The 23,887-nt window shown below is 44.8% G+C and carries 22 protein-coding genes and 6 tRNA genes; 20 read left to right on the top strand and 8 right to left on the bottom strand.

Translation table 11 applies throughout. The features are described from left to right. Positions 1-44 precede the first annotated feature (44 nt). A complete protein-coding gene (gene clpB, locus Q0230_RS04725; RefSeq protein ID WP_298608663.1) occupies positions 45-2,645 on the top strand; it encodes an ATP-dependent chaperone ClpB in 2,601 nt (866 codons plus the stop codon). Between the two features lie 81 nt (positions 2,646-2,726). Here the strand turns inward: clpB and Q0230_RS04720 are convergent, their stop codons facing one another. Then, positions 2,727-3,056, bottom strand: coding sequence for a hypothetical protein (locus tag Q0230_RS04720; RefSeq protein ID WP_298608662.1), 330 nt, complete (start codon positions 3,054-3,056; stop codon positions 2,727-2,729). Positions 3,057-3,286: 230 nt separating this feature from the next. Between Q0230_RS04720 and Q0230_RS04715 the strand changes: the two genes are divergently transcribed. Further along, positions 3,287-3,586 (top strand): hypothetical protein, encoded by a 300-nt coding sequence (locus Q0230_RS04715; RefSeq protein WP_298608661.1) that lies wholly within the window; start codon positions 3,287-3,289, stop codon positions 3,584-3,586. Between the two features lie 122 nt (positions 3,587-3,708). Here Q0230_RS04715 and Q0230_RS04710 read toward each other — a convergent pair whose 3' ends face one another. The 4 genes from Q0230_RS04710 to Q0230_RS04695 all read right to left on the bottom strand — a co-directional run bounded on the left by Q0230_RS04710 (position 3,709) and on the right by Q0230_RS04695 (position 6,134). Next, positions 3,709-4,608 carry a DMT family transporter gene (locus tag Q0230_RS04710; protein ID WP_298608659.1) on the bottom strand — a complete coding sequence of 300 codons (900 nt, stop codon included), beginning with the start codon at positions 4,606-4,608 and terminating at the stop codon, positions 3,709-3,711. Between the two features lie 155 nt (positions 4,609-4,763). Beyond that, entirely contained in the window at positions 4,764-5,147 is a 384-nt protein-coding gene (locus tag Q0230_RS04705; protein ID WP_298608658.1) for a hypothetical protein, read from the bottom strand. A gap of 51 nt (positions 5,148-5,198) precedes the next feature. Then, the gene (gene hemJ, locus Q0230_RS04700; RefSeq protein WP_298608657.1) at positions 5,199-5,621 is read right to left on the bottom strand and encodes a protoporphyrinogen oxidase HemJ; all 423 of its coding nucleotides are present in this window, start codon (positions 5,619-5,621) and stop codon (positions 5,199-5,201) included. Positions 5,622-5,636: 15 nt separating this feature from the next. Further along, the gene (locus Q0230_RS04695) at positions 5,637-6,134 is read right to left on the bottom strand and encodes a peroxiredoxin (protein WP_298608656.1); all 498 of its coding nucleotides are present in this window, start codon (positions 6,132-6,134) and stop codon (positions 5,637-5,639) included. Positions 6,135-6,207: 73 nt separating this feature from the next. On the opposite strand from Q0230_RS04695, the gene argC reads away from it, so the two are divergent. The 4 genes from argC (at position 6,208) to erpA (ending at position 9,025) form a co-directional block, all read left to right on the top strand. Continuing rightward, entirely contained in the window at positions 6,208-7,245 is a 1,038-nt protein-coding gene (gene argC / locus Q0230_RS04690) for an N-acetyl-gamma-glutamyl-phosphate reductase (protein WP_298608655.1), read from the top strand. 19 nt (positions 7,246-7,264) lie between these two features. Continuing rightward, a complete protein-coding gene (locus tag Q0230_RS04685; RefSeq protein WP_298608654.1) occupies positions 7,265-8,086 on the top strand; it encodes a DUF6776 family protein in 822 nt (273 codons plus the stop codon). 6 nt (positions 8,087-8,092) lie between these two features. Then, positions 8,093-8,584, top strand: a complete 492-nt coding sequence (locus Q0230_RS04680) for a polymer-forming cytoskeletal protein (protein WP_298608653.1) — start codon at positions 8,093-8,095, stop codon at positions 8,582-8,584. Positions 8,585-8,680: 96 nt separating this feature from the next. Beyond that, on the top strand, positions 8,681-9,025 hold the full coding sequence (gene erpA, locus Q0230_RS04675; RefSeq protein ID WP_298608652.1) for an iron-sulfur cluster insertion protein ErpA: 345 nt from the start codon (positions 8,681-8,683) through the stop codon (positions 9,023-9,025). A 68-nt stretch (positions 9,026-9,093) separates the two neighbouring features. On the opposite strand, the gene ppc is transcribed toward erpA, so the two are convergent. Next, positions 9,094-11,928: a phosphoenolpyruvate carboxylase gene (ppc, locus tag Q0230_RS04670; protein WP_298608651.1), complete on the bottom strand. Its 2,835-nt coding sequence runs from the start codon at positions 11,926-11,928 to the stop codon at positions 9,094-9,096. 260 nt (positions 11,929-12,188) lie between these two features. Here ppc and phaP point away from each other — a divergent pair, with 260 nt between their 5' ends. Further along, positions 12,189-12,779 (top strand): TIGR01841 family phasin, encoded by a 591-nt coding sequence (gene phaP / locus Q0230_RS04665; RefSeq protein ID WP_367274125.1) that lies wholly within the window; start codon positions 12,189-12,191, stop codon positions 12,777-12,779. Between the two features lie 162 nt (positions 12,780-12,941). Here phaP and phaR read toward each other — a convergent pair whose 3' ends face one another. Beyond that, positions 12,942-13,403 carry a polyhydroxyalkanoate synthesis repressor PhaR gene (phaR, locus tag Q0230_RS04660; RefSeq protein WP_298608650.1) on the bottom strand — a complete coding sequence of 154 codons (462 nt, stop codon included), beginning with the start codon at positions 13,401-13,403 and terminating at the stop codon, positions 12,942-12,944. Between the two features lie 190 nt (positions 13,404-13,593). Further along, positions 13,594-14,322: an acetoacetyl-CoA reductase gene (gene phbB / locus Q0230_RS04655; protein ID WP_298608649.1), complete on the bottom strand. Its 729-nt coding sequence runs from the start codon at positions 14,320-14,322 to the stop codon at positions 13,594-13,596. Between the two features lie 190 nt (positions 14,323-14,512). Between phbB and phaE the strand changes: the two genes are divergently transcribed. The 13 genes from phaE (at position 14,513) to Q0230_RS04590 (ending at position 23,885) form a co-directional block, all read left to right on the top strand. Further along, the gene (gene phaE, locus Q0230_RS04650) at positions 14,513-15,538 is read left to right on the top strand and encodes a class III poly(R)-hydroxyalkanoic acid synthase subunit PhaE (protein ID WP_298608648.1); all 1,026 of its coding nucleotides are present in this window, start codon (positions 14,513-14,515) and stop codon (positions 15,536-15,538) included. Continuing rightward, entirely contained in the window at positions 15,535-16,602 is a 1,068-nt protein-coding gene (locus Q0230_RS04645; RefSeq protein WP_298608647.1) for a class III poly(R)-hydroxyalkanoic acid synthase subunit PhaC, read from the top strand. The genes phaE and Q0230_RS04645 overlap by 4 nt, the downstream gene beginning before the upstream one ends. An 87-nt stretch (positions 16,603-16,689) precedes the next feature. Next, a tRNA-Pro gene (locus tag Q0230_RS04640) sits at positions 16,690-16,766 on the top strand. A 47-nt stretch (positions 16,767-16,813) separates the two neighbouring features. Then, positions 16,814-16,890: transfer RNA gene (locus Q0230_RS04635), tRNA-Arg, on the top strand. Between the two features lie 41 nt (positions 16,891-16,931). Then, positions 16,932-17,007 (top strand) — tRNA-His (locus Q0230_RS04630). Between the two features lie 101 nt (positions 17,008-17,108). Continuing rightward, positions 17,109-17,193, top strand: a tRNA-Leu gene (locus tag Q0230_RS04625). A gap of 74 nt (positions 17,194-17,267) precedes the next feature. Beyond that, positions 17,268-18,572: a trigger factor gene (gene tig, locus Q0230_RS04620; RefSeq protein ID WP_298608646.1), complete on the top strand. Its 1,305-nt coding sequence runs from the start codon at positions 17,268-17,270 to the stop codon at positions 18,570-18,572. A gap of 25 nt (positions 18,573-18,597) precedes the next feature. Then, positions 18,598-19,218 (top strand): ATP-dependent Clp endopeptidase proteolytic subunit ClpP, encoded by a 621-nt coding sequence (gene clpP, locus Q0230_RS04615; protein ID WP_298608645.1) that lies wholly within the window; start codon positions 18,598-18,600, stop codon positions 19,216-19,218. A gap of 208 nt (positions 19,219-19,426) precedes the next feature. Continuing rightward, complete coding sequence (clpX, locus tag Q0230_RS04610) at positions 19,427-20,710, top strand: ATP-dependent Clp protease ATP-binding subunit ClpX (RefSeq protein ID WP_298608644.1); 1,284 nt, start codon at positions 19,427-19,429, stop codon at positions 20,708-20,710. 115 nt (positions 20,711-20,825) lie between these two features. Beyond that, entirely contained in the window at positions 20,826-23,258 is a 2,433-nt protein-coding gene (gene lon / locus Q0230_RS04605) for an endopeptidase La (RefSeq protein ID WP_298608643.1), read from the top strand. 165 nt (positions 23,259-23,423) lie between these two features. Continuing rightward, complete coding sequence (locus Q0230_RS04600; RefSeq protein ID WP_298608642.1) at positions 23,424-23,696, top strand: HU family DNA-binding protein; 273 nt, start codon at positions 23,424-23,426, stop codon at positions 23,694-23,696. Positions 23,697-23,712: 16 nt separating this feature from the next. Further along, positions 23,713-23,788: transfer RNA gene (locus tag Q0230_RS04595), tRNA-Val, on the top strand. A 23-nt stretch (positions 23,789-23,811) separates the two neighbouring features. Next, positions 23,812-23,885, top strand: a tRNA-Asp gene (locus Q0230_RS04590). Positions 23,886-23,887 lie beyond the last annotated feature (2 nt).

The following is a 23,887-nucleotide window of genomic DNA, read 5'->3' as shown; positions in this document are numbered from 1 at the left end:
TCAAAGTGTTAGCTTTTAAAAAAGTTTTATGAGGGATAATCCACATGAGAATGGATAAACTGACCAGCAAATTCCAACTTGCTCTACAAGACGCGCAGTCGCTTGCTTTAGGGCGTGATCAACAATTTATTGAACCGATTCATTTAATGGCGGCTTTACTGGATCAAGACGGGGGTTCAGTGCGTGGTTTATTGACCAAGGCCGATGTGAACGTTAACCAATTGCGGTCGCGCTTGAGTCAAGAAATTGAGCGTTTGCCCACCGTAACAGGCGGTGATGCCGGTTCGGTATCGGTATCGAATGACTTGGCGCGCCTGTTGAATGTGACTGACAAAATCGCTCAGCAACGTAAAGATCAATACATCACCTCTGAAGTATTTGTGTTAGCGGCCTTGGAAGACAAAAGCACGCTGGGCAATTTATTGCGTGAAACTGGTGCTACGAAAGGGGCAGTGGAGAAGGCGATTGAGACCATGCGTGGCGGACAAACCGTGAATGATCCGAATGCCGAAGATCAACGCCAAGCTTTGCAGAAATATACCATCGACATTACTGAGCGCGCTGAGCAAGGCAAGATTGACCCGATTATTGGGCGCGATGAAGAAATTCGCCGCATGGTGCAAATTCTGCAACGCCGTACAAAAAATAATCCGGTGGTCATTGGTGAGCCAGGGGTCGGTAAGACGGCCTTAGTGGAAGGTTTGGCGCAGCGTATCGTAAATGGTGAAGTACCCGAAGGCATTAAAGGCAAGCGCTTATTGTCCTTGGATTTGGGCGCTCTGTTGGCGGGCGCAAAATTCCGTGGCGATTTTGAAGAGCGTTTGAAAGCGGTGTTAAATGACATCGCCAAAACCGATGGTAATGTGATTTTGTTCATCGACGAGATTCACACTTTAGTGGGTGCAGGTAAAGCGGATGGTGCTTTGGATGCAGGCAATATGCTTAAACCGGCTTTGGCACGTGGCGAATTGCACTGTGTGGGCGCGACCACTTTAGATGAGTATCGCCAATACATTGAAAAGGATGCTGCTTTAGAGCGTCGCTTCCAGAAAGTTATGGTCGATGAGCCAAGCGTGGAAGATACGATTGCGATTTTGCGCGGCCTGCAGGAAAAGTATGAGGTGCATCATGGGGTGGAAATTACTGACCCCGCTTTGGTGGCAGCAGCTACTTTGTCACATCGTTATATTACCGACCGCAACTTGCCGGACAAGGCGATTGACCTGATTGATGAGGCTGCTTCACGCATCCGCATTGAAATTGATTCCAAACCAGAGGCATTGGATATTCTGGATCGGCGCTTGATTCAATTAAAAATTGAGCGGGAAGCGCTGAAAAAAGAGAAAGACGAAGCCTCGATTAAGCGCCTGAATAATTTGCAGGAAGAGATTACTCGCCTTGAAAAAGAGTCCTCCGATTTAGGTGAAGTGTGGAAAGCTGAAAAAGCGGCCATGCAAGGTACTACCCATATCAAAGAAGAGTTGGATCAAGCGCGGATTGAGTTTGATACTGCTAAACGTGCGGGCAATTTGCAGCGCATGGCCGAATTACAATATGGGCGAATTCCTGAGTTAGAAGCGCAATTAAAGCAAGCGGATACAGCGGCAGGCGCTACTAGCGAACAGCCAAAACTAGTGCGCAATCGCGTCACGGAAGATGAAATCGCAGAAATCGTAGCGCGTTGGACAGGGATTCCCGTTAGCAAAATGATGGAATCTGAACGCGATAAGTTATTACGCATGGAAGATGAATTACGCAAACGTGTCATCGGTCAGGAAGAGGCGGTAACCGCTGTTTCCAATGCGATTCGCCGTGCACGTGCCGGTTTGTCTGATCCGAAGCGCCCCAGTGGTTCATTCTTATTCTTAGGGCCAACGGGTGTGGGTAAGACGGAGTTGACTAAGGCTTTGGCGACTTTCTTATTCGATAGCGACGATTCTATGGTGCGGATTGATATGTCCGAGTTCATGGAAAAGCATTCCGTGGCTCGTTTAATTGGTGCTCCTCCAGGGTATGTCGGCTATGAAGAAGGTGGTTATTTAACCGAAGCGGTACGTCGCCGTCCTTACTCGGTGATCTTGATGGATGAGGTCGAAAAAGCACATCCCGATGTGTTTAATGTGTTGTTGCAAGTTCTCGATGATGGCCGCTTAACTGATGGGCAAGGCCGCACCGTTGACTTCCGCAATACCGTAATCGTGATGACTTCAAATCTAGGCTCAAATCTAATTCAAGACATGGCAGGCGAGAAAAACTATGACGCTATGAAATCTGCTGTCATGAATGAGGTCGGTAAACATTTCCGCCCCGAATTCATTAACCGGATTGACGAGGTGGTCGTTTTCCATCCATTAGATCAGGCCGAAATTCGCCAGATTGCGGATATTCAATTGAATAACTTGCGGAAACGTTTAGCTGCGCGCGAATTGAATATCGAATTTACCGATGCAGCGATGGATCATATTGCCTCAGCGGGTTTTGATCCTGTTTATGGTGCACGCCCCTTAAAACGTGCGATTCAACAGCAAGTGGAAAATCCATTAGCGCAAGAAATCTTGGCAGGGAAATTCTTGCCGGGTGAAACGATTAAAGTGGATGAAAAAGAGGGCTTGCTGGTGTTTGATGAGACGGTGAGTAAGTACTAGCCTATTAGGTTACTTCATTTGGAGCGCCGCTTTTTAGCGGCGTTTTGCTTTGTAGAGCTTCGTTTTCAGGGTGATTGATCATCACTGCAACACAGCTTCATTGACATCTTCCCCACCCGAAAGGGCGAGAATTCCTCCAGCGAGCCGCTCATGTCCGAGCGCGAGAATGTTCTGTGCTGCATTAATATCTCTATCATGCAGCGCCCCATACTCAGAGCATGACCATTCTATTATTCGCAAGCCTGCTCTACCTTTCGGGGTGTGGGGGGCTAAGGCAGCCGCAACACAAACAGGCTTGGGTGGTGTACTTTTCGTTACCTGATTCACCTCAAACGCCATTCGTTCAAGGAGAGGTTTGTGCTTATCCTTGATGCGAGCTTTTAAGGTTTTGAGGTGGGCTATTTCTGCCATGCTATTGATTATACTATAAATAGAAGCTCATCCAAAGATTCAGCGGCTTGCGCCGATAGCCTTAACCTCCACCTGAAGGATGGTGCTTTACAGGTTCTTAGGTAAGCTCGCTCATCACAAGCTTAAGCTGGTTAATTTTTTTTCAAAATGAGTTGTTTAATTTATAAACATTTTGCTATATTAAAAAAAATTAAAATTATTCTAACTTATTGAAAGTAGAGGGTACAGCTATGGATAAACCTATTGTTATTAGTGAGCAACTCCAAGCGCAGCTAGCACAGGCCACTGCACAAATAGAGGAGCTAAAGAAAAAAAATGAAAAAGAAAAAGTAGACATGGCCTCAAAAGCTATGGGGCTAAGTTTATCAGTATCGGACTTGCAAGCGCTTAAGGATAAAATTAAAGAGGCTGATGACGCGGCTGAAGCTGGGCAGTATTCAAAAGCACGTTTACAATTGAAGGCTGGCGTTTCTACCATAGCACAAGCCGATCAATATGCTTATGATCTTCTTGCCATTCTTCCAAAATAAGCTCGTGACCGCTTAATCATTCTCATAGCTACAGCTCCATGATTGCCTAAATTCAGGAGCTGTAGTGTATGCTATTTCAAATCGATCAATTAGCACTGAGCTACGCTAAGGGCTGTCAACCTTTAAAGCTTGTTGATAGGGTATTGATTCTTTTTCCAGTTTCTAAATATCCCATTTGCCAAAGCTGTACCTGCGAGAATTACCACACAACCCACAATCATGTCCCAAGTAATCGGCTCATGTAAAAGCAGAGTGCCCCAAATCATTGCAAATAAGGGAATCATATAAGTAACGGTGACAGCACGGGCTGCACCCAACATCCGAATCAAGCGGAAATACATTAAATAAGCTAAAGCAGTCGAGAAAACGGCTAAAGCCACTAGCGCTAAAATGGCTTTTAAAGAGGGTAAAGCGGCGGGCAGGCTAAAAGGCAATAAAGGAATAAACACTAAAGTCGCGGCTAATTGGCTACCCACAGCGATCACGACTGAGGAAACACCGACTAACCTACGTTTTATGTAATTAGCGGAGATCGCATACAGTAAGGCAGCTGTTAAGCTCGCTAGTACGGCTAACCAAAAGTGAGGGTTGGAAGTAGACGTATGCCAGCCTAAAAGGATGCCGACCCCCGTAAAGCCTAATAAAAAGCCGCCAATTTGTGCTGAAGATAGCTTTTCTTTATTGATACCTAGTAATACTAGTAACACCCCAAATAAAGGCACAGTTGCATTTAGAATTGAGGTGAAGCCGCCGGTTAAAATAGTTGTGGCATAGGCAAAGCCTAAAAAGGGTAGAGCAGAATTAAAAATACCAACTACCAATAAAGCCTTAGCATTTTTTTGCAAATCCGCTAGTAAGCCTTGATGGATTAAAACGGGTAATAGTACTAAACCAGCTAATAAAACGCGCCAAGCAATTAACCAAATGGGGCCAAATTCAGGCACAGCGACACGCATAAATAAAAAAGAAGCGCCCCAGAGCGCTGCTAAAACAATCAGCTCAAAAAAATAACGCAAATTCATGTGGTGCACACTTTTTATAAAAGGGTTATAAGACTTCGAAATTATAAAGTTTGAAGCTTTAAGGGAGTTGAGGCTTGCGGACTTCAAATTTAATAGGCTATGCCTCTAGCCTATTAGAAACATAGCATTAACTTATTTTAGCAGGATTAAACTACTTAACGGCAATCCAGAATGCGTGTATTCAATAAGAGCACGCCTGAGGCATAAGCTGGATGGCGTTCTTTAGCAACGAATTGGCAAGTTTGATATTGACCGGGTAAAGCTTGGTCAGGCAAGATTTCGACCGAGATGGTTTGTGCAGGCTCTATATAATCATTACCACGCGCCACATACTGCACCACTACACTCAGGCGATAGGTAAACATTCTACCCGTGGCCGCCCCTCGACCTATATCGACTCGGTTCGCGGCTTGAACAGTACCCGTGAATACATATTGTGGCTCGCCATCACTTGGAGATGAGTGCGTTTCTGGCATTGGCATACCAGCGCAAGCAGTCAAGCAAATAGCTAATGCGACTGAGCTGAGTAGTTGTTTCATGTGGTTAAGTCTCTGCAGTAATTTATTAATAAGCCCAAACTTAAGCTTTAATCAAAAGGGTTTTACCGCCGCAAAAATGACAATCAGGATCAGCAGTACGCCCGGAATTTCATTAAAATAACGATACCATTTATGGCTATGCTGGTTCTCGCCACTACGGAAATTTAGCATGATTTTCCAGCAGAAATAATGATAAGCGATGAGAAACAGGATTAGCAGTGCTTTGGCGTGAAACCAACCCATCTGTAAAATTACCCCCTCACTAAGGATAATCATCCAAATCCCAAATACAGCTGTAAGCACTGCCCCAATCGTCATAATGCCGAATAAGCGTCGTTCCATTACTTTGAAGAGTTCAAAGCTAGAGTGATTCTCTGGCATTGCGTGGTAAACATATAAACGTGGCAGGTAAAACAAACCCGCAAACCATGTCACCAAAAAGATGATATGGAAGGCTCTAATCCATTCGTACATAAATCTTCCTAAGTTTTAGAGCAAGGTTTTAATGCGTTCGCGCATATCGTCGACTTTAAAATCGCCTAATTGCTGGAGGACGATTTTGCCATCACCGGATACCAAAAAATTGGTCGGGGTTACGCGCACGCCACCGAAGGCTTTAGCCAGCACACCACCTTGATCCCAAGTGATGTCGTAGTTCATGCCTTTTTGCTCACGCATGGTTTTAATCAAAGGTAGTTCGTCGTATTCCATGGCAATAGCTAAAATCTTGAAGCCATCTTTGCCAAATTCATTTTGTAGCTCAACTAGCTGTGGGATTTCTTTCACACAGCCCGAACAACTAGTGGCCCAAAATACCGCTAAGTAGGGCTTACCTTTCAATTGCTCAGTGGCAATTTTAGTGCCGTCAATCGTGGTAAGTTCGGCATTGGGGGCTGCTTGTGTGCCCTTACTTGGCATCAACAAAAAGAACAAGCCAGCACCAACAATCACCGCCAAAATCAATAAAGCTTTAATATCGAGTTTCATAGTCAAAACTTGTGAATCAAAAAGGATGGGGTATTATACAAAAGATTCTAATGAATAGAGATAAAGGACTACTGTGAAAAAGGTTGCTGTTGTTGGGGCTACCGGTTACACCGGTGTCGAGCTATTACGCTTATTGGTCAATCACCCGCAAGTGCGTGTCAGCCAAGTGACTTCGCGTGAAAACGCAGGTACGCGAGTTGATGCGATGTTCCCCAATCTGCGCGGCTTTTTGGACTTAGATTTCACAGCGCCTGAAGTCGAGCAATTAGCAGATAATGATGTGGTATTCTTCGCCACCCCCAATGGGGTTGCAATGAAGAGTGCACCGGCTTTATTAGAAGCAGGCACTAAAGTCATTGATTTGGCGGCAGACTTTCGGATCAAGAATATTGATGTCTGGGAAAAATGGTATGAAATGAAACATGCCTGCCCAGAGCTGGTTGAAGAAGCAGTCTATGGCCTACCTGAATTGAATAGAGCTGAGATTGCTAAAGCGCGCTTGATTGCAAATCCGGGCTGCTATCCAACAGCCGTGACGCTTGGTTTAGTGCCACTGATTGAACAAGGCTTAGTTGATTTAGACATTATTGCCGATACTAAATCGGGTGCAAGTGGAGCAGGGCGTAAGGCTAGCGTAGCGCATTTGCTTTGTGAATCCGCCGATAGTTTCAAAGCCTATGGGGTTTCTGGGCATCGCCATCAACCTGAAATCGCGCAAACTTTAACTAAGCTTGCGGGTAAGCCAGTGGATTTAACCTTTGTACCCCATTTGCTGCCGATGATTCGCGGGATTCATGCGACTTTATATGCAGATTTGACCGCGAGTGGTCAAGATGCGACTTCCCTACAAGCACTTTATGAAGAGCGTTACCAAGGTGAAGCGTTTGTCGATGTCATGCCCTTTAAATCCCATCCAGAAACACGTTCAGTGCGTGGTGCGAACACTTGTCGGATTGCGTTACATCAACCTCAAGGTGGCAAGCGCTTGGTAGTACTTTCAGTAATAGACAATCTGGTTAAGGGTGCTGCGGGGCAGGCTGTGCAAAATATGAACTTAATGTTTGGTTATCCAGAAACCACTGGTTTGCTAAGTCCGGGCTTATTGCCTTGATAAACTACGTTAAACTTGTATGAGTCTTGAGTATCGAATCGATCACCGAGGCGTTGTGCAATTACAGGCAGCGCGCCAACGCAATCTCTGTTGGCCGTTGTTAGTGGTTTTATTATTACTGTTATTAGTGGTGACCGCGTGGCTATATGTCAGTGGGTATTTAACCCCTGTTGATTCCACAAGTGGCACACAAGCGCTTTCCCTGCGTGGCAAAATGAATGAGCAAGCGCGCTTATTGGAAGAGCAACAGCAACACATCATTAAACTCGAAAGCCAAGCCGCCTCTGCTACCCGTTCTGAACAAGTTCAAGCGACTGCCAATGTAGAGTTACAGCGAAAACTAGAGCTCGCTGAAACAGAGTTAGCGAATGCAAAAGACAATTTGCTGCTCTATGAAGAGATTCTTTCCCCGAAAGATGTTGAGGCTGGTTTATCTATTCGGCACTTTGGGTTAAAGCCGCGTCTGGTTGATCTAGAGGGCAATAAACTACCGCATGAACGTTTTTATCAGTATCAGTTAGTGCTGGCGAATGTGCGTGGCAATGAGGCTGGTGTGGCGGGTCGCTACAATCTAGAGATCAAAGGTTTAAAAGCGGGTGCGAAAGTAAATCTACAACTTGATAGCCTGCGCATGAAATCCACTGAGCAGAATCAAGATGTTAATCACTTTTCTTTGAAGTATTATCAGCGCTTCGAGGGGATTATTGAGTTACCGCCCGAGTTTACTCCAGAGCAAGTCATCGTGACTTTGCGGCCTGAGTCAGGTGCGAATTCAGTAACGAAGAGCTATGATTGGCAATCATTTAATTTATCTAAAAAATCTGCAGCAAGTAAGGAGTAAAAGTCAATGTTTGGTAAGAGTAATCCGAAGGCGAATCCACCAGCGACTACCAATAATGCAGTGGCACCCGCTGTTACCACCAACACCAACAATACTGAGCAAAAAGGTAACCGTAGTGCGCGGATTGATACTTTAATTGGTCGTGGTACTACCATCGATGGCGATTTGACCTTTTCAGGTAATCTGAATATTGAAGGTACAGTCAAAGGTAATCTGACAGCGGAAAACGATGATTCTACCTTGATTCTAAGTGAGCAAGGCCGTATTCAAGGTGAAGTTCGTGTTTCTAGCATGCTCTTGAATGGTTCGATTGATGGTGATGTGTTTGCCAATGGCAAAGTAGAGCTATTTGAGAAAGCGCGCATCTGTGGCGATGTGTATTACAACTTGCTCGAAATGGCAGTGGGTGCTGAAGTGAATGGCAAGTTAGTACGTCAAAAGCCGAATGATGCAAGTAAATTACCTCCACCGAAAGCACCAGAACCGCTCAATGGCTAACTAATCTTGCTAGAAAAGAGGCTTTATTGACCCTGCTTTCGGCAGGTGCTACCGTCGTCTTCATCTTGATTTAGAACAGTTTGCAGGAGTTTTTACATGAGCGTAGCAATGGCATCTCCGCTGGTTTTTACTAATGCTGCGGCAGCGAAAGTAAAACAGTTGATTGATGAAGAGAACAATCCAGCTTTAATGCTGCGGGTGTTTGTGACAGGCGGTGGTTGCTCTGGTTTCCAATATGGTTTTACCTTCGACGAAGCAGAAGGTGATGGCGACACTATGGTGGAAAATGGTGGTGTGAAGCTACTGATTGACCCCATGAGCTTCCAATATATGGTCGGTGCAGAAATCGACTATACCGAAGGTTTAGAAGGTGCGCAGTTTGTCATTCGCAATCCGAATGCAACCACAACTTGTGGCTGTGGCTCTTCTTTCAGTCCATAGTTTTAAGCGCGCTGAAGTTTCTTTTCCAACCCCTCCTCAAATAGGAGGGGTTTTGTTTTGTAAGCCGGCTAACCGGTATTTCTCAAGCCTGCTGCAATGGCATTAATCGTCCGCAACAAGGCTTCTAGCCAAGGTGAAGCTTCAGTGCTGTGGGTTAAATGCTCGCGATGCCGACGCAACAAAGTCACTTGAATATTATTCAAAGGGTCCAGATAAGGATTACGCCGCAACACAGAGTATTGCAATAAAGGCGTATCATCCATCAGGCGCGCTTGCTGAGTAATTAGCAAAATTTCACTCACGGTTAGTTCAAACTCAGCCCGAATCGTTGCATAGAGCTGCTTGGCTATTTCCTGATTTTCTACCAAAGAAGCATATTCACGCGCTATATCCATTTCGGCTTTGAATAAACCCATCTGTGTATTACCAAGCAATGACTTAAAGGCAGGCCAATTAGTATGCATGTCACGCAGACGCTCTAAGCCATCGGGGTATTTTTGGCGGAAACGGGTAAGAGCTGTGCCGATTCCATACCAGCCGGGCAAAGTATGTCGGGCTTGTGCCCAGCCAAACACCCAAGGAATCGCACGGATTGAGGATTTATCCCGCACAGTTTGTTTCCGATGTGAGGGACGTGAGCCTAAATTGAGTTGACCAATTTCTTGTACAGGGGTGGCTTCATAAAAGTAATCCATCAAGCCAGGAGTGCGATCAGTCAGTTCGCGATAGCTATATTCGCCTGTAGCTGCAATTTCATGCATGGCCGCATGATAGGATTCACTATAAGCAGCACGCGGTAGCACTAAACCTGCACTCGCTTTCAAGAGTCCGGTTGCACCTACGCCTAATTCATAGACAGCCGTTTCTAGATTACTGTATTTAGCGGCGAGAACTTCACCTTGTTCGGTGAATTTGATTTGCCCGCGCACTGTATTGGGCGGTTGAGCCACAATCGCTTCATGAGTGGGGCCACCGCCACGTCCTACCGTGCCGCCACGCCCGTGGAATAAGCGGCAAGTAATGCCATATTTATCCGTTAAACCTAAGACTTCTTTTTGTGCATTATACAAATTCCAGTTGGAGGCTAAGATGCCGCCATCTTTACAGGAATCGGAGTAGCCGAGCATGACTTCTTGTAAATTCCCCGAAGCTTTCAATAGGGCTTGATAGCTCGGATTCTCGAATAAGTTGGTGAGAACACTAGTAATATGTTTTAAGTCTTCGATAGTTTCAAAGAGTGGTGAAACCCGAATATTACAAAACAGCTGGCGTTCTGTTGTATAGCCAATTAAGCCCGCCATTTTTGCTAGCAACATCACCTCCATAATGTGACTAGCGTGATGCGTCATAGAGATGACATAAGTACCAAAGATTTCTGCTCCTGCTTCGGCACGCATTTCGGTCATCGTATCGAAGACTTCTAAAGCTTCAGCGGTACGGGCAGTGAGCTCAGGTCGATAAGGCATGGGCAGGCGGTTGCGTTGAATCAGCTCCGCGAGTAAGGCAATGCGCTCAGCTTCGGGTAGTTCTAAATAGTTACCACATAAACCTGCAAGATTCAGAATCTCTGCCACTGTCTCACTGTGGATAGTTGATTCTTGGCGAATATCCAATTGATACAGGCCAAAACCACAGGTTTCTACCAAACGAATTAAATCACGTAACTCTCGCCCAGCCAGTAAGCCATCATTATGACTACGCAGTGAATCATAAATGAGCTTAAGTTCGTGTAAGAACACATCGGCATTGTGGTAAGACTCTAAAGGCAAAACCGCCGATTTATTCGCAAGGCGGGCACGTACCACTTCTAAGGTATTTTTTAAGCGGTAGCGCATAATGGTGAGTAAGCGCCGATACGGTTCTTCAAGCAGTTGATCTGTCCGCTTGGCCAGGAGGCGATTGCCCATCTGCTCATTAATTTTGTCTAGATAAACCGAAAATTCAGCAGAAGGTGTAATAAATTCGGTGGAGTGGGACAGCGAATCACGCAGCACGTCCACACGCTCAATGTATGCATATAAAGCTTCACTCATCCCTAAGCGAATCGCATTGCGGGTCACTGCTGCCGTCACAAAAGGATTGCCATCACGATCCCCACCAATCCACGAACCAATGCGTAAAAAACTCGGCACAGTCACTTGCTGATTGCCGTAGGCATAACGCATGGCGCGCTCAAAGAAACGATAGAGTAGGGGAATCGCATCAAATAAGCTTTCACGAAAATAATACAAGCCGTAGTTCACTTCATCTTCGACAGTCGGCTTGCGTGTGCGAACTTCATTGGTGCGCCAGAGCATTTGAATCTGACCCTTAATTTGGCGTAAGAGTGCGGCTTTCTCTTCTTCGCCACCGTCCTCTAAGGACTCTAGCTGATTAATCATTAAGAAAATATGGCGCTGAATTCCCATTAAAGTCCGGCGACGTGCTTCGGTCGGGTGAGCAGTGAAGACAGGGATATAACGCAACTGATTCATCAAGTTTTGCATTTGTTCGGCGGTCACGCCCTCATCGCGTAACTCTACGACGGTACGCCGGGCTGAACCTTTCCATAGGAGAGGATCGTCGCCATGTGCGAATTTGCGGCGGCGTTCGCGCTCGCGGAAATCTTCTTCCACAATATTTGAAATCACGTAGAAGGTATTAAAGGCACGAATGATTTTCTCAATATCTTTTACGTCTAATTGCAGAATGAACTGCATGAGCTCTTCACGAAGAGCCGGATCGTCTTTTTGGCGTAATTGAATGTAGCCACGCCGTAGTTTCTCAACAGCTTCATACAGCGCTTGACCTTCTTGTTCACGGAGGATTTCACCAAGTAGCTCACCAAATTGGCGAACCCGGGCTTCTAATTCTTTGAGATTGGCTAGTTCATAGGGAGCGGCATAAGGGGCATTGATCTGCATAGTAGAGCCTTTTTTCTAGCGGGTTGGAGCTTTGATTATGCACCAGCTTTTATAAGGGAACTATGGAAATTCAATTGTCATAAATTTGGACTAAACTTAGTCTAAAGGCTTAAATTTAAAACTTTTGTTGCAATGCACAAAAATACATTGACAGCCTATTAGAACTTCGTTATTGTGCACTGCATCAAATGCTGGAAAGCACTAAAGATTCTGAGATTAAAATCAGCCACCTGTACTGACACACTAAGGGATATACGACCATGCAAAACGCTATGATGGATCTATTCAAACAATTAAATGACAACGCTATGAGCTCTGCAAAACGCGTTGGCGAATTAAACATGAAAACTTTCGAAACTTTAACTGCCAAGCAAACTGCTTTATTGAGCAGCTGTTTCGAAGCGGGCACTAAAAATGCTGATGCTTTAGCAAAAGCCAAAGACCCTAAAGAAGTTTTCACTCTGCAACAAGAAGTTCTGAAATCTTGTGGCGAAAAATGGTTAGCTAATGTACGTGAAGCGGCTGAGCTGTTAACCGCTACTCGTGATGAGTTAGTTGCTATTGCTGAAGAAGCTGCTAAATATGCTTCTCAAACGACTGAAAAAGCGACTGAATTAAGCAAGCAAGCTTTAACTGACAATATGGAAAAAGCTTCTGCAGCAGTTGAAAAAGCAATGGCTAAAGCAACTGCTTTAACTCAAGAAGCTGCTACTGCTGGTAAAGAAGCTGCTGACAAAGCTATTGCTGCTGGTAAAGATGCAACTGACAAAGCTGTTGCTGCTACTAAAGAAGCTGCTGACAAAACAGTTGCTGCTACTAAGAAAGCTGCTGAAGACGTTAAATCAGCTTAATACAAGTTTGAACCAGCGACTGAGCACACTCCTCTCCTCCTCCTCTTGTGCTCAGTTGCTGAAATTATTTAATTACCCGCTAATAGCGGGTAATTTTTTGCCTATTGAAAACTACTTTAAAAAAGCTAGTCAGTGATTGCAAGGCGCTTCTAAAGACAGTGCTTAATCGCGTTTTCCTAAAGGAGACATGGTTTTCAGAATGTCTTGCTGCATCTTATTCCAAGCTTGCAGGTTTTGTTCACTCAGTTTTAACCAGTTATCTAAAGGTGTACCGGCTAAAGCACGATGCATCTGTTCACTAATGGCTTGTTGCTGATTATTGAAGAGTTGCATGCTTTGCTCCATGAAAGAGCTAAAACCTTGTTGAGTGGTTACGCCGTAGTTGCGAATAAATTTAGAAAGCAGGTCGCTGCTAAATAACGGTTTGCCGCCAGATTCTTGTTCCATAATAATTTGCAGCAGAATACTGCGGGTGATGTCTTCGCTGGTTTGGCGATCGACGACTTGAAAAGGTATTTCATTCATCACTAATTCGCGCACATCAGCCAATGTGATATAGCAGCTTTGATGCGTATCATACAGGCGGCGATTAGGATATTTTTTAATAATTCGGGTGTCGGACATACTCGTTTTTTACCAAAATTCTGGTGTATTGATGTGGTGTGCACTAGGTCTGTGCATCTTCATTGTATAGGCTATTGTTTTGCTGTGCATACTCTTGATCAATGATTTAAGAGTAAATTTCTGAGGATCTGTTTATTTTCTATGCAGTAGCACAGCTTGGCTATGCTACTGAGAGGGTATTCTGCACCAATTAGTGCATGAATTGACCACCGTTAGCGCTGATGTTTGAGCCAGTGATAAAGGCTGCATCATCAGAAGCTAAGAAAGCGGCAACGGCTGCAATTTCTTCGGGCTTGCCTAAACGTTTCACTGGGATTTGTTCAACGATTGCATTGCGGATGTCTTCACGAATCGCCATCACCATTTCAGTACCGATATAGCCTGGAGAGATGGTGTTCACTGTTACGCCTTTACGTACTACTTCTTGCGCTAACGCCATAGTGAAACCGTGCACACCAGCTTTGGCTGCGCTGTAGTTGGTTTGGCCAGCTTGGCCTTTTTGACCATTCACAGAGGAGATATTGATGATACGGCCAAAACCACGCTCTGTCATACCCTCAACGAATTGATGGCAGACATTGAATAGGCTAGTTAAGTTAGTAGAAATAACCGCTTGCCATTGGTCTGGAGTCATACGAGTGAATTTTGAGTCACGCGTAATGCCTGCATTGTTGACAATCACATCAACTTGGCCATGATCTCTTAAAATCTGCTCTTTCAATTCCACACAAGAATTATAGTCGCTCACATTGCAAGGATAGAGGTCCACATCGTAATCTTGAGCTTCAGCCCAAGCTTTCGCCTTTTCTTCTGGCTCGAAGTAAGTTGTAATAATCTTGAAACCGTTAGCTGCTAAACGTTTACAGATAGCGGTGCCAATACCACCGGTGCCGCCAGTAACTAGTGCAACTTTACTCATAACCAAATCTCCGTTAGACGATGATGTGAAATCAACAGTGAGGCCATACATGATGGAATATTCACAAGGGGGCTCTAGAACGAGTAGACTGACAAAGTAACCCGCTAGAGTACTCTTGTTGCGCTGCACAAATTAGCATGATATGGTTGAATAGTACAGCCATTTTATCTTCAGGATGGAGGAGATCGGAATGAGTTCTAAGCAATGGTCAGAAGAAGCGATAAAAACCTGGCTGGAAGTACAACAACGCTATTGGTCTACTCTTTCTAATAGTTTTAATCCCAGCTCTACTCCCTCAACTGTCAACAATTCACAAGCTCCTACTTGGGCTAATGATCTGAATCAATGGTGGAGTACGGTCACACAGGATTCCCCCCCACAAATTCAAGATGTGCTTAATCGTGTGATGGACATGGGCAAAGTCTATTTAGGCTTAGCCGAGCAAGTTTATAGTAATTCCAAAACTGATCCTGATACCCCAAGCATTGAAAGCTGGATGCGTTCACTTGAGAGCGGGTTTAATCAATGGTTTCAGCAAGGTGGGCAGCCTGCTAGTAATTTAGGTTTAGGTCAATCCGTGTTGGATGGGTGGCAGCAGCTCGTAGGCAATATGCAGGGTATGAATTTGTTCCGTGAAGTAGGGACAGGTGGTCTGACTATGCCTAATGCGGGTTTATGGCAAGAACATCTACAAAAAGCTCTTGCCACGCCAAGTTTTGGCTTATCCCGTGAAGGTCAAGAGCGCTTAAAGAAATTGTCAGCACTAGCTTTACGTTATCAACAAGCGATGGATAAATACCGTGAAGCCTTTGCCACTCAAGGGCAGGAGTCAGTGCAAGCTTTGCGAATACGCATTCAGAAGTTAGCAGACCAGGGAAAAAATATTAGTTCCTTACGCGAGCTATATGATCTTTGGGTCGATGTCAGCGAGGAGACTTATGCCCAATTTGCAGCCAGTGAACAATATCAAACCCTTTATGGCGAGTTGGTGAATGCTTTCTTACTGCTCAAACAGGGTATGAATGAGCATTTAGATCATGAATTTAAAGCATTCGGGTTACCAGTCCGTGCTGATTATGAGGCAACTATTAAAAAGCAATATGAGCTAAAACGTGAGAATAATGCTTTACGTCAACACCTCCGTGAACTAGACCAACGCTTGAAACGCATTGAGCAAGCGATGCAGACCACTGCTACTCAGGAGGCAGCACAATGATTCCTTTTAATATGCGCCCCGAAGCACTTGCTGCTGAAGTTAAAGCCTTCAATGAAAAGCTCACTCAAGGCATGGGCAATCTACTTGCCATGCAAGAAAGTATGGGTGGAGTAACGCCGCATGAGGTGATCTATCAAGAAGATAAACTCAAATTGCTGCATTATGCTGGTGATCCGACTGTAGAGCGTAATCCCACTCCGCTGCTGATCGTCTATGCACTGGTTAATCGTCCTTATATGACCGATTTACAAGAAAATCGCTCAACGATTAAGGGTTTATTGGATGCTGCCCAAGATGTTTATCTGATCGATTGGGGTTATCCAGATGCTGCTGATCGTTACTTGACGATGGATGATTATCTGAATGGTTATTTAGATCGTTGTATTGATCAACTCTGTGAGCGCCATCAAGTCGAGCAAGTGAATCTCTTAGGGATTTGCCAAGGTGGTGCGTTTAGTTTGTGTTATAGCGCTTTGCACCCTGAGCGGGTGAAAAATTTAGTCACGATGGTGACACCAGTCGATTTCCAAACGCCTGACAATATGTTGAGTAGCTGGATTCAAAAAGTCGATGTGGACTTGATGGTAGATACGCTAGGGAATATTCCGGGCGAAATGCTCAACTGGACTTTCCTAAATCTAAAACCGTATCAACTGATGGGGCAGAAGTATCTAGGTTTGGTGGATATGATGGACGACAAAGATGTCCTGAAAAACTTCCTACGGATGGAAAAATGGATTTTTGATAGTCCAGATCAAGCAGGTGAGACTTTCCGCCAGTTCATGAAAGAGTTTTTTCAGCAGAATAAATTAATTAAGGGTGAAGTGGAGATTGCTGGGCATCAAGTTAATCTTGCTAATGTGAGGATGCCAGTTTTGAATATTTATGCGGATCAGGATCATCTAGTACCACCTGCTGCCTCTAAAGCCTTAGCTCAGTATGTAGGCTCTAAAGATTATGCAGAGCTGAGTTTCAATGGTGGACATATTGGAATTTATGTAAGTGGTAAAGCGCAAAAGACCATTCCACCAGCAATTGGCTATTGGCTAAATGAGCGTGCTTAAGTTTTATTTTTCTACTTGACGACTGCAATTTCGATCTGTATATTTCGCGGTCTTGAAACATCAAGCAACGAAAGTTGCAACTCAAGTCGGGGTATAGCGCAGCCTGGTAGCGCGTCTGTTTTGGGTACAGAATGTCGGGAGTTCGAATCTCTCTACCCCGACCACTTTTTCCAAAGTGGTCTATACCTCAAGTGCATTTAATCTGCAGTCTGCGCCCGTAGCTCAGCTGGATAGAGCAACGGCCTTCTAAGCCGTGGGTCGCAGGTTCGAGTCCTGCCGGGCGCGCCATCGATGTCCCGATCAGTCTCGTAAAATAAATTTTTTAGATGGTGGCTGTAGCTCAGTTGGTAGAGTCCAGGATTGTGATTCCTGTCGTCGTGGGTTCGAGTCCCATCAGCCACCCCAACGTTACTCTACATTTTGGTTATACATCTGGCAATTTGCTGTGTATAATCGCCTCCTTTCCGGATTTATGGGTAAGCTAACCTGTTTTTCCGACGAAATATGCGAAAGTGGCGGAATTGGTAGACGCACTGGATTTAGGTTCCAGCGCCGCAAGGCGTGAGAGTTCGAGTCTCTCCTTTCGCACCAATATCAAACAATCCAAATATTTTGATGATAACCCCTCCAGCCTTGGGTTTATGGATGGGGAGATGAGGTATGGCATGCAAGTTTCAGTAGAGTCAACAGGAAGTATCGGGCGTAAAATGACAGTAGAAGTGCCTGCCGAGCGTATTGAGCAGAGCGTTGAGTCACGTCTGAAGTCAATGGTCAAGCGTGTACGTCTTGATGGTTTCCGTCCCGGCAAAGTTCCTTTCAATGTTGTAAAGTCTCGCTACGGTGATTCTGTACGCCAAGAAGTGATCGGTGAAGTATTAGAACATACTTTCCGTGATGCCTCTGTCCAGCAAAATCTGCGGGTTGCTGGCCTGCCCCAAATCGAATTACAAGCTTTAGCTACTGGCCAACCTTTGGTTTATGTTGCGAACTTTGATGTATATCCAGAGTTTACAGTGGCTGATGTGACTGGTTTAGAAGTCAAGCGCCCTACTGCTGAAGTCCAAGATGCTGACATTGATAAGATGTTAGATACCATTCGTAAGCAACAGCGTGAATGGAAAGATACTGATCGGGCAGCACAAAGTGGCGATTTAGTAAAAATCGACTTTGAAGGCAGTTTAGATGGTGAGGCTTTTGCAGGTGGTACTGCGCAAGATTATCCGGTTGAGCTAGGCGCTGGCCGTATGTTACCTGATTTTGAAGCTGCTTTAATTGGCATGAAAGCTGGTGAAACTAAGACGGCTGATGTCGCTTTCCCAGAAGATTATCAAGCTGAAAATTTAAAAGGCAAAACAGCGCAATTCAAACTAACTGTGCATAAAGTTCAGGAAGAATCTTTGCCAGAAGTGAATGCAGATTTCATTAAACAATTCGGTGTGGAAGATGGCAGTATGGAATCTTTCCGCGAAGAAGTAAAAAAGAACATGACTCGCGAATTGGGCAATGCTTTAAAAGCGCAAGTCAAACAACAAGTTATGGAGGGCTTGTCTAGCCTACATGAAATCGACTTACCTAGTGCTTTAGTGAAAGACGAAATCCAACACGTTCGTGAGGAGTTTTCGCAAAGTACAGGTACTCCAGCTAATAATATCCCTGATGATTTATTCCAGCCGCAAGCAGCGCGTCGGGTGAAGTTAGGTTTGATCGTTGGCGAAATTATTCGTCAAAAAGGTCTGCAACGTGATCCTGCTCGTGTCGATGCTATGCTGGAGACTTTGGCTGCCTCTTATGAAGATCCAGCTGCTTTGGTCAATTACTACCGCACGAATCGTCAGGCCATGCAGACTGTGGAAGCAGCTGTTATGGAAGATATGATCGTGGAGTGGGTTTTAGATCAAGCGAAGGTGACTGACGAAGTGCGCGATTTTGAGTCAATTATGAATCGCAAGCAGGAACCGGTAGCCGCTTAATAAGCTAATGTACAGGTGAATAATAATGTCTAGGCTAAATGGCGCACTAGGAACTCAAGCTTTAGGTATCCCTTATGTAATCGAGAAGACTTCTCGTGGGGAGCAAGTTTATGATCTCTACTCTCGGCTACTGAAAGAGCGGATTATTTTCTGCGTCGGTGGCATTGAAGACTATATGGCGAACTCGATTGTGGGTCAGCTATTGTTTTTAGAGTCTGAGAATCCAGAAAAAGATATTCACCTGTACATCAATTCTCCAGGTGGTGTGGTAACAGCAGGGATGGCGATTTACGATACCATGCAGTTTATCCGTCCACAGGTCAGTACTTTGTGTATTGGGCAAGCTGCTAGTATGGGGGCGGTATTATTAGCTGCTGGTGCTCCAGGCAAGCGTGCTTGTTTACCGCATTCACGGGTGATGATTCATCAACCTTTAGGTGGTTTCCAAGGTCAGGCTTCTGATATTGAAATTCATGCCCGCGAAATTTTAAAAATTCGTGAAGAATTGAATTTAGTCTTATCCAAGCATACCGGCCAACCTTTAGATAAAATTAGTCAAGATACGGACCGGGATAATTTCATGACGGCCACTCAAGCGAAAGATTATGGCTTGATTGACTTGGTTTTGGATAAACGTAGTGCTTAAACACGAGTTTTTCTAAAAAACTACTTAAAAACAGCCTGTTTATCAGGCTGTTTTTGTTTTAATAGACATACAAAGCATAGGCTTCTTGTTATTCAAGCCCATACTCGTGGATAATAAGGCTTGAAGTTCTTGTTTTTGGCATTACATAGCAGTTTTAAGCTATTTAAGCACATTCGCCAGATAGTTCTGGTGCAGGTAGAGGTTCTGAATGAGTAAAGACAAAAAGGGTAACCAAGACACTGGAAAGTTACTGTATTGTTCATTTTGCGGAAAAAGCCAACACGAAGTTCGCAAATTGATTGCAGGGCCTTCTGTATTTATCTGTGATGAGTGTGTCGACCTGTGTAATGACATTATCCAAGAAGAAATGCACTCTACGCAGAGCGAAACGGACGATAAAAGCAATTTGCCGACGCCACGTGAGCTAAGCCAAAATCTCGATGAGTATGTCATCGGTCAAGAGTTAGCAAAGAAAGTTTTATCCGTTGCGGTTTATAACCATTATAAGCGTTTATTCAAAAAGACTGGCAAGGACGATGTCGAACTAGCGAAAAGTAATATTTTGCTGATTGGTCCTACTGGTAGCGGTAAAACTTTATTAGCTGAGACCTTAGCCCGTCTATTAAATGTGCCTTTCACGATTGCTGATGCAACCACTTTAACCGAAGCTGGTTATGTGGGTGAGGATGTGGAAAACATCATTCAAAAGCTTCTGCAGAAATGTGATTATGATGTTGAGAAAGCACAGACTGGCATCGTCTATATTGACGAAATTGACAAAATTTCCCGTAAATCTGATAACCCATCAATTACCCGCGATGTATCAGGTGAAGGTGTGCAGCAAGCTTTGCTGAAGTTGATTGAAGGTACGATTGCTTCAGTTCCGCCTCAAGGTGGGCGGAAACATCCTCAGCAAGAGTTCTTACAAGTTGACACCAAAAATATTCTCTTTATTTGTGGTGGTGCCTTTGCAGGCATGGATAAAGTTATTCGTGATCGCACCGAAAAGGGCAGTATTGGTTTCTCTGCAGCAGTGAAGACACCTGAAGCCAGCAAGTCATTTGGTGATGTCATTAAAGATATTGAGGCGGATGATTTAGTCCGCTATGGGTTAATTCCTGAGTTTGTGGGGCGTTTGCCAGTAGTTGCTACTTTAGAAGAACTGGACGAAACGGCGTTAGTACAAATCTTAACTGAGCCACGTAATGCTTTAACTAAGCAATACGGGCGCTTGTTCGAAATGGAAGGAACTGAGCTAATCTTTAGAGAAGAGGCCTTACATTTAATTGCACGTAAAGCGATGGAGCGTAAAACGGGTGCGCGTGGTTTAAGAACCATCCTTGAAAAAATTCTTTTAGACACTATGTACGAACTTCCGTCAGAGCAATCCGTCAGCAAAGTGATCGTGGATGAGGCTGTGGTGCGTGGTGAATCAGAGCCTTATCGTGTGTATGAAAATGCTGAGCCTAAAGTGGCCTCAGCAGGTGAATAATTAATTTTCTAACTAGGCTCTGCATGCAGAGCCTAAGTTCTTACCTTTGCTGATGGTTGTTCGGTCTGCATCATAAGACGCGCTTAGCGCCACATCAGGGCATATGAGGTTACCAATGTCTGATAAAAATACTGATACGGACAGATTAATTGTCCCTGTTTTACCGTTACGGGATGTGGTTGTTTACCCGTATATGGTGATTCCTCTGTTTGTTGGTCGGCAGCGCTCCATTCAAGCCTTAGATGCAGCGATGTCTACAGACAAACAAATTCTTCTGGTTGCACAAAAAAGTGCTGAAGTTGACGATCCCGAATTAACGGACGTACATACTTTAGGAACCTTGGCGACGATTCTGCAACTGCTCAAATTACCTGATGGCACTTTGAAAGTGTTGGTAGAGGGTTTAGAGCGTGCGGAAATGGTGGCGATTGATGATGAAAGCCCTTATTTCTCTGCAGAAATCGAAATGCGCCCTTCGGTGTTAGATACCGAAGAGCGCAAAGTTGAGGTTATGGGGCGTTCCCTGATAAATCTTTTTGAGCAGTATGTAAAACTCAATAAAAAAGTCCCACCAGAGATTCTGTCCTCACTTTCGAGTATTGAAGACCCAGTGCGTTTGGCTGATACCGTGGCTGCCCATTTGGGTTTGAAAATTGCCCAAAAGCAAACTCTACTTGAAACTTTGAATGTAGAGGAGCGGATTCAAAGTTTGGTCGAACTGATCGAAAATGAGCTAGATCTGCTCCAAGTTGAGAAAAAGATTCGGGGACGTGTCAAGCAGCAAATGGAGCGTAGCCAGCGCGAGTACTATTTGAATGAGCAGATTAAAGCTATCCAAAAAGAACTCGGTGATATGGATGAAAGCCCTAGCGAAGTAGAAGAGCTTTCTCGGCGCATTAATAAAGCAGGGATGACTAAAGAGGCACGTGAAAAAGCTACTGCTGAACTCAATAAGCTTAAAATGATGTCGCCTATGTCGGCTGAAGCGACAGTCGTACGTAATTACATTGATTGGATGGTCGGTTTGCCTTGGAAGAAAAAATCTAAGGTACTTTCCGATTTGGCCGTTGCAGAAAAAATTCTCAATGAAGATCACTATGGCTTAGATGAAGTCAAAGAGCGGATTTTAGAGTTTTTAGCGGTACAGCAGCGTGTTAAGAAAATTAAAGGGCCGATTCTGTGTTTGGTAGGGCCACCTGGGGTGGGTAAAACTTCTTTAGGGCAATCTATTGCCCGTGCCACAGGGCGTAAATTTACGCGCATGGCTTTAGGCGGGGTGCGCGATGAGGCAGAAATCCGTGGTCATCGGCGGACATATATTGGCTCATTGCCAGGGAAAATTATCCAAAATTTATCGCGTGTAGGTACTCGCAATCCGCTGTTTTTGTTAGATGAAATCGACAAAATGGCCACTGATTTCCGCGGAGATCCTGCTTCGGCTTTGTTAGAGGTGCTTGATCCAGAGCAAAATCATACGTTTGCCGATCATTATCTTGAAGTCGATTTTGATTTATCGGATGTCATGTTTGTAGCCACTTCAAACAGTATGCGCATTCCTGGACCTTTATTAGATCGGATGGAAGTTATTCGTATTCCAGGCTATACCGAGGACGAAAAGCTTAATATTGCCCGGAATTATCTGATTCCTAAGCAATTAAAAGCGAATGGCTTGAAAGAGGGTGAACTAGCGATTAGTGATGCGACCGTGCTGGATATTATTCGCCACTATACGCGTGAAGCTGGTGTGCGTAATTTAGATCGAGAGATTTCTAAATTATGTCGCAAAGCAGTTAAGCAGCATTTACTGACCAAAAAGACTAAGTCCACAGTGACACCCAAAAACCTTGAAAAGTATTTAGGTGTGCAGCAGTTCGATTATGGTCGTGGTGGTAAAGAAAACCAAATTGGTCAAGTTACAGGTTTGGCTTGGACTTCCGTGGGTGGGGATCTACTTACCATCGAAAGTGCGCTGCTCCCGGGTTCTGGGGCAATTAAAAGTACAGGTCGCTTAGGCGAGGTGATGAAAGAGTCGATTTATGCGGCTGAAACGGTAGTAAAAAGCCGAGCGCAAATGCTAGGGATTTCACGCAGTTTCTTGCGTAAGCATAATGTGCATATTCACGTGCCTGAAGGAGCTACACCGAAAGATGGTCCTAGCGCTGGGATTGGCATGGTCACAGCGATTGTTTCAGCGATGAGTGGGATTCCCGTGCGTGCTGATGTCGCGATGACGGGTGAAATCACCTTGCGTGGCGAAGTGTTGCCCATTGGTGGTTTGAAAGAAAAACTGCTTGCAGCGCATCGGGGTGGAATTCGTTTAGTGCTAATTCCTAAAGACAATGAGAAGGATTTAGCTGAAGTCCCTGAAACGGTAAAAAAGAGTTTAGAGATTCGTCCAGTAAAGTGGATTGATGAAGTTTTAACCTTAGCTTTGGAGCGAATGCCTGAACCTTTAGCAGATTCTGTCGATGAGGATGAAGGCGAAAATGCGACAACTCCGGTGACTTCAACCAATGAGGAAGAACTGGAAAATAGTCGAACCCATTAAGAAACCTAGGGAAAACGCCAGGTTACGCTGTCATTTAGTTGACACCTTTTCAAGGTCGCTGGTATAACAGTCAAACATATTCACACTAGTCGTTTTTTTGCTACAGGACGTTAGTGGAGGAGTGTTCCGGTTTCCCTGAAATAACGAATTCAAAGGACTCTTTTCATGAACAAAACAGAATTGATCGATGCAGTTTCTGCGAAGTCAGGCCTGACCAAAGCAGATACCGACCGTGCGTTCAAAGCTATGGTAGAGGCAGTCACGGAGGCTTTAGCTAAAGGTGATCAAGTTTCTTTAATCGGCTTTGGGACTTTCCTTGTTCGTGAGCGTCAGGCACGTTCTGGGCGCAATCCACGTACTGGAGATACAATTGAAATCGCTGCTGCAAAAATTCCTTCATTTAAAGCTGGTAAAGCTCTAAAGGATGCAGTACAATAGCGGCCTTCACAACAACGGGTGATTAGCTCAGTTGGTAGAGCGTCGCCCTTACAAGGCGAATGTCGGGGGTTCAAGTCCCTCATCACCCACCATCGTTGTTGTTAATAGTTTTCGCGGAGTGGTAGTTCAGTTGGTCAGAATACCGGCCTGTCACGCCGGGGGTCGCGGGTTCGAGCCCCGTCCACTCCGCC

The sequence above is a fragment of the uncultured Thiothrix sp. genome (genome assembly GCF_937876535.1).
In the GTDB taxonomy this organism is placed as follows: domain Bacteria; phylum Pseudomonadota; class Gammaproteobacteria; order Thiotrichales; family Thiotrichaceae; genus Thiolinea.
This window is presented reverse-complemented; position numbering and strand designations above follow the sequence as displayed.

Coding starts and splice junctions, on each gene's coding strand:
- clpB (WP_298608663.1), top strand. CDS start 45: ATGAGAATGGATAAACTGACCAGCAAATTCCAACTTGCTCTACAAGAC.
- Q0230_RS04720 (WP_298608662.1), bottom strand. CDS start 3,056: ATGGCAGAAATAGCCCACCTCAAAACCTTAAAAGCTCGCATCAAGGAT.
- Q0230_RS04715 (WP_298608661.1), top strand. CDS start 3,287: ATGGATAAACCTATTGTTATTAGTGAGCAACTCCAAGCGCAGCTAGCA.
- Q0230_RS04710 (WP_298608659.1), bottom strand. CDS start 4,608: ATGAATTTGCGTTATTTTTTTGAGCTGATTGTTTTAGCAGCGCTCTGG.
- Q0230_RS04705 (WP_298608658.1), bottom strand. CDS start 5,147: ATGAAACAACTACTCAGCTCAGTCGCATTAGCTATTTGCTTGACTGCT.
- hemJ (WP_298608657.1), bottom strand. CDS start 5,621: ATGTACGAATGGATTAGAGCCTTCCATATCATCTTTTTGGTGACATGG.
- Q0230_RS04695 (WP_298608656.1), bottom strand. CDS start 6,134: ATGAAACTCGATATTAAAGCTTTATTGATTTTGGCGGTGATTGTTGGT.
- Q0230_RS04685 (WP_298608654.1), top strand. CDS start 7,265: ATGAGTCTTGAGTATCGAATCGATCACCGAGGCGTTGTGCAATTACAG.
- Q0230_RS04680 (WP_298608653.1), top strand. CDS start 8,093: ATGTTTGGTAAGAGTAATCCGAAGGCGAATCCACCAGCGACTACCAAT.
- erpA (WP_298608652.1), top strand. CDS start 8,681: ATGAGCGTAGCAATGGCATCTCCGCTGGTTTTTACTAATGCTGCGGCA.
- ppc (WP_298608651.1), bottom strand. CDS start 11,928: ATGCAGATCAATGCCCCTTATGCCGCTCCCTATGAACTAGCCAATCTC.
- phaP (WP_367274125.1), top strand. CDS start 12,189: ATGCAAAACGCTATGATGGATCTATTCAAACAATTAAATGACAACGCT.
- phaR (WP_298608650.1), bottom strand. CDS start 13,403: ATGTCCGACACCCGAATTATTAAAAAATATCCTAATCGCCGCCTGTAT.
- phbB (WP_298608649.1), bottom strand. CDS start 14,322: ATGAGTAAAGTTGCACTAGTTACTGGCGGCACCGGTGGTATTGGCACC.
- phaE (WP_298608648.1), top strand. CDS start 14,513: ATGAGTTCTAAGCAATGGTCAGAAGAAGCGATAAAAACCTGGCTGGAA.
- Q0230_RS04645 (WP_298608647.1), top strand. CDS start 15,535: ATGATTCCTTTTAATATGCGCCCCGAAGCACTTGCTGCTGAAGTTAAA.
- tig (WP_298608646.1), top strand. CDS start 17,268: ATGCAAGTTTCAGTAGAGTCAACAGGAAGTATCGGGCGTAAAATGACA.
- clpP (WP_298608645.1), top strand. CDS start 18,598: ATGTCTAGGCTAAATGGCGCACTAGGAACTCAAGCTTTAGGTATCCCT.
- clpX (WP_298608644.1), top strand. CDS start 19,427: ATGAGTAAAGACAAAAAGGGTAACCAAGACACTGGAAAGTTACTGTAT.
- lon (WP_298608643.1), top strand. CDS start 20,826: ATGTCTGATAAAAATACTGATACGGACAGATTAATTGTCCCTGTTTTA.
- Q0230_RS04600 (WP_298608642.1), top strand. CDS start 23,424: ATGAACAAAACAGAATTGATCGATGCAGTTTCTGCGAAGTCAGGCCTG.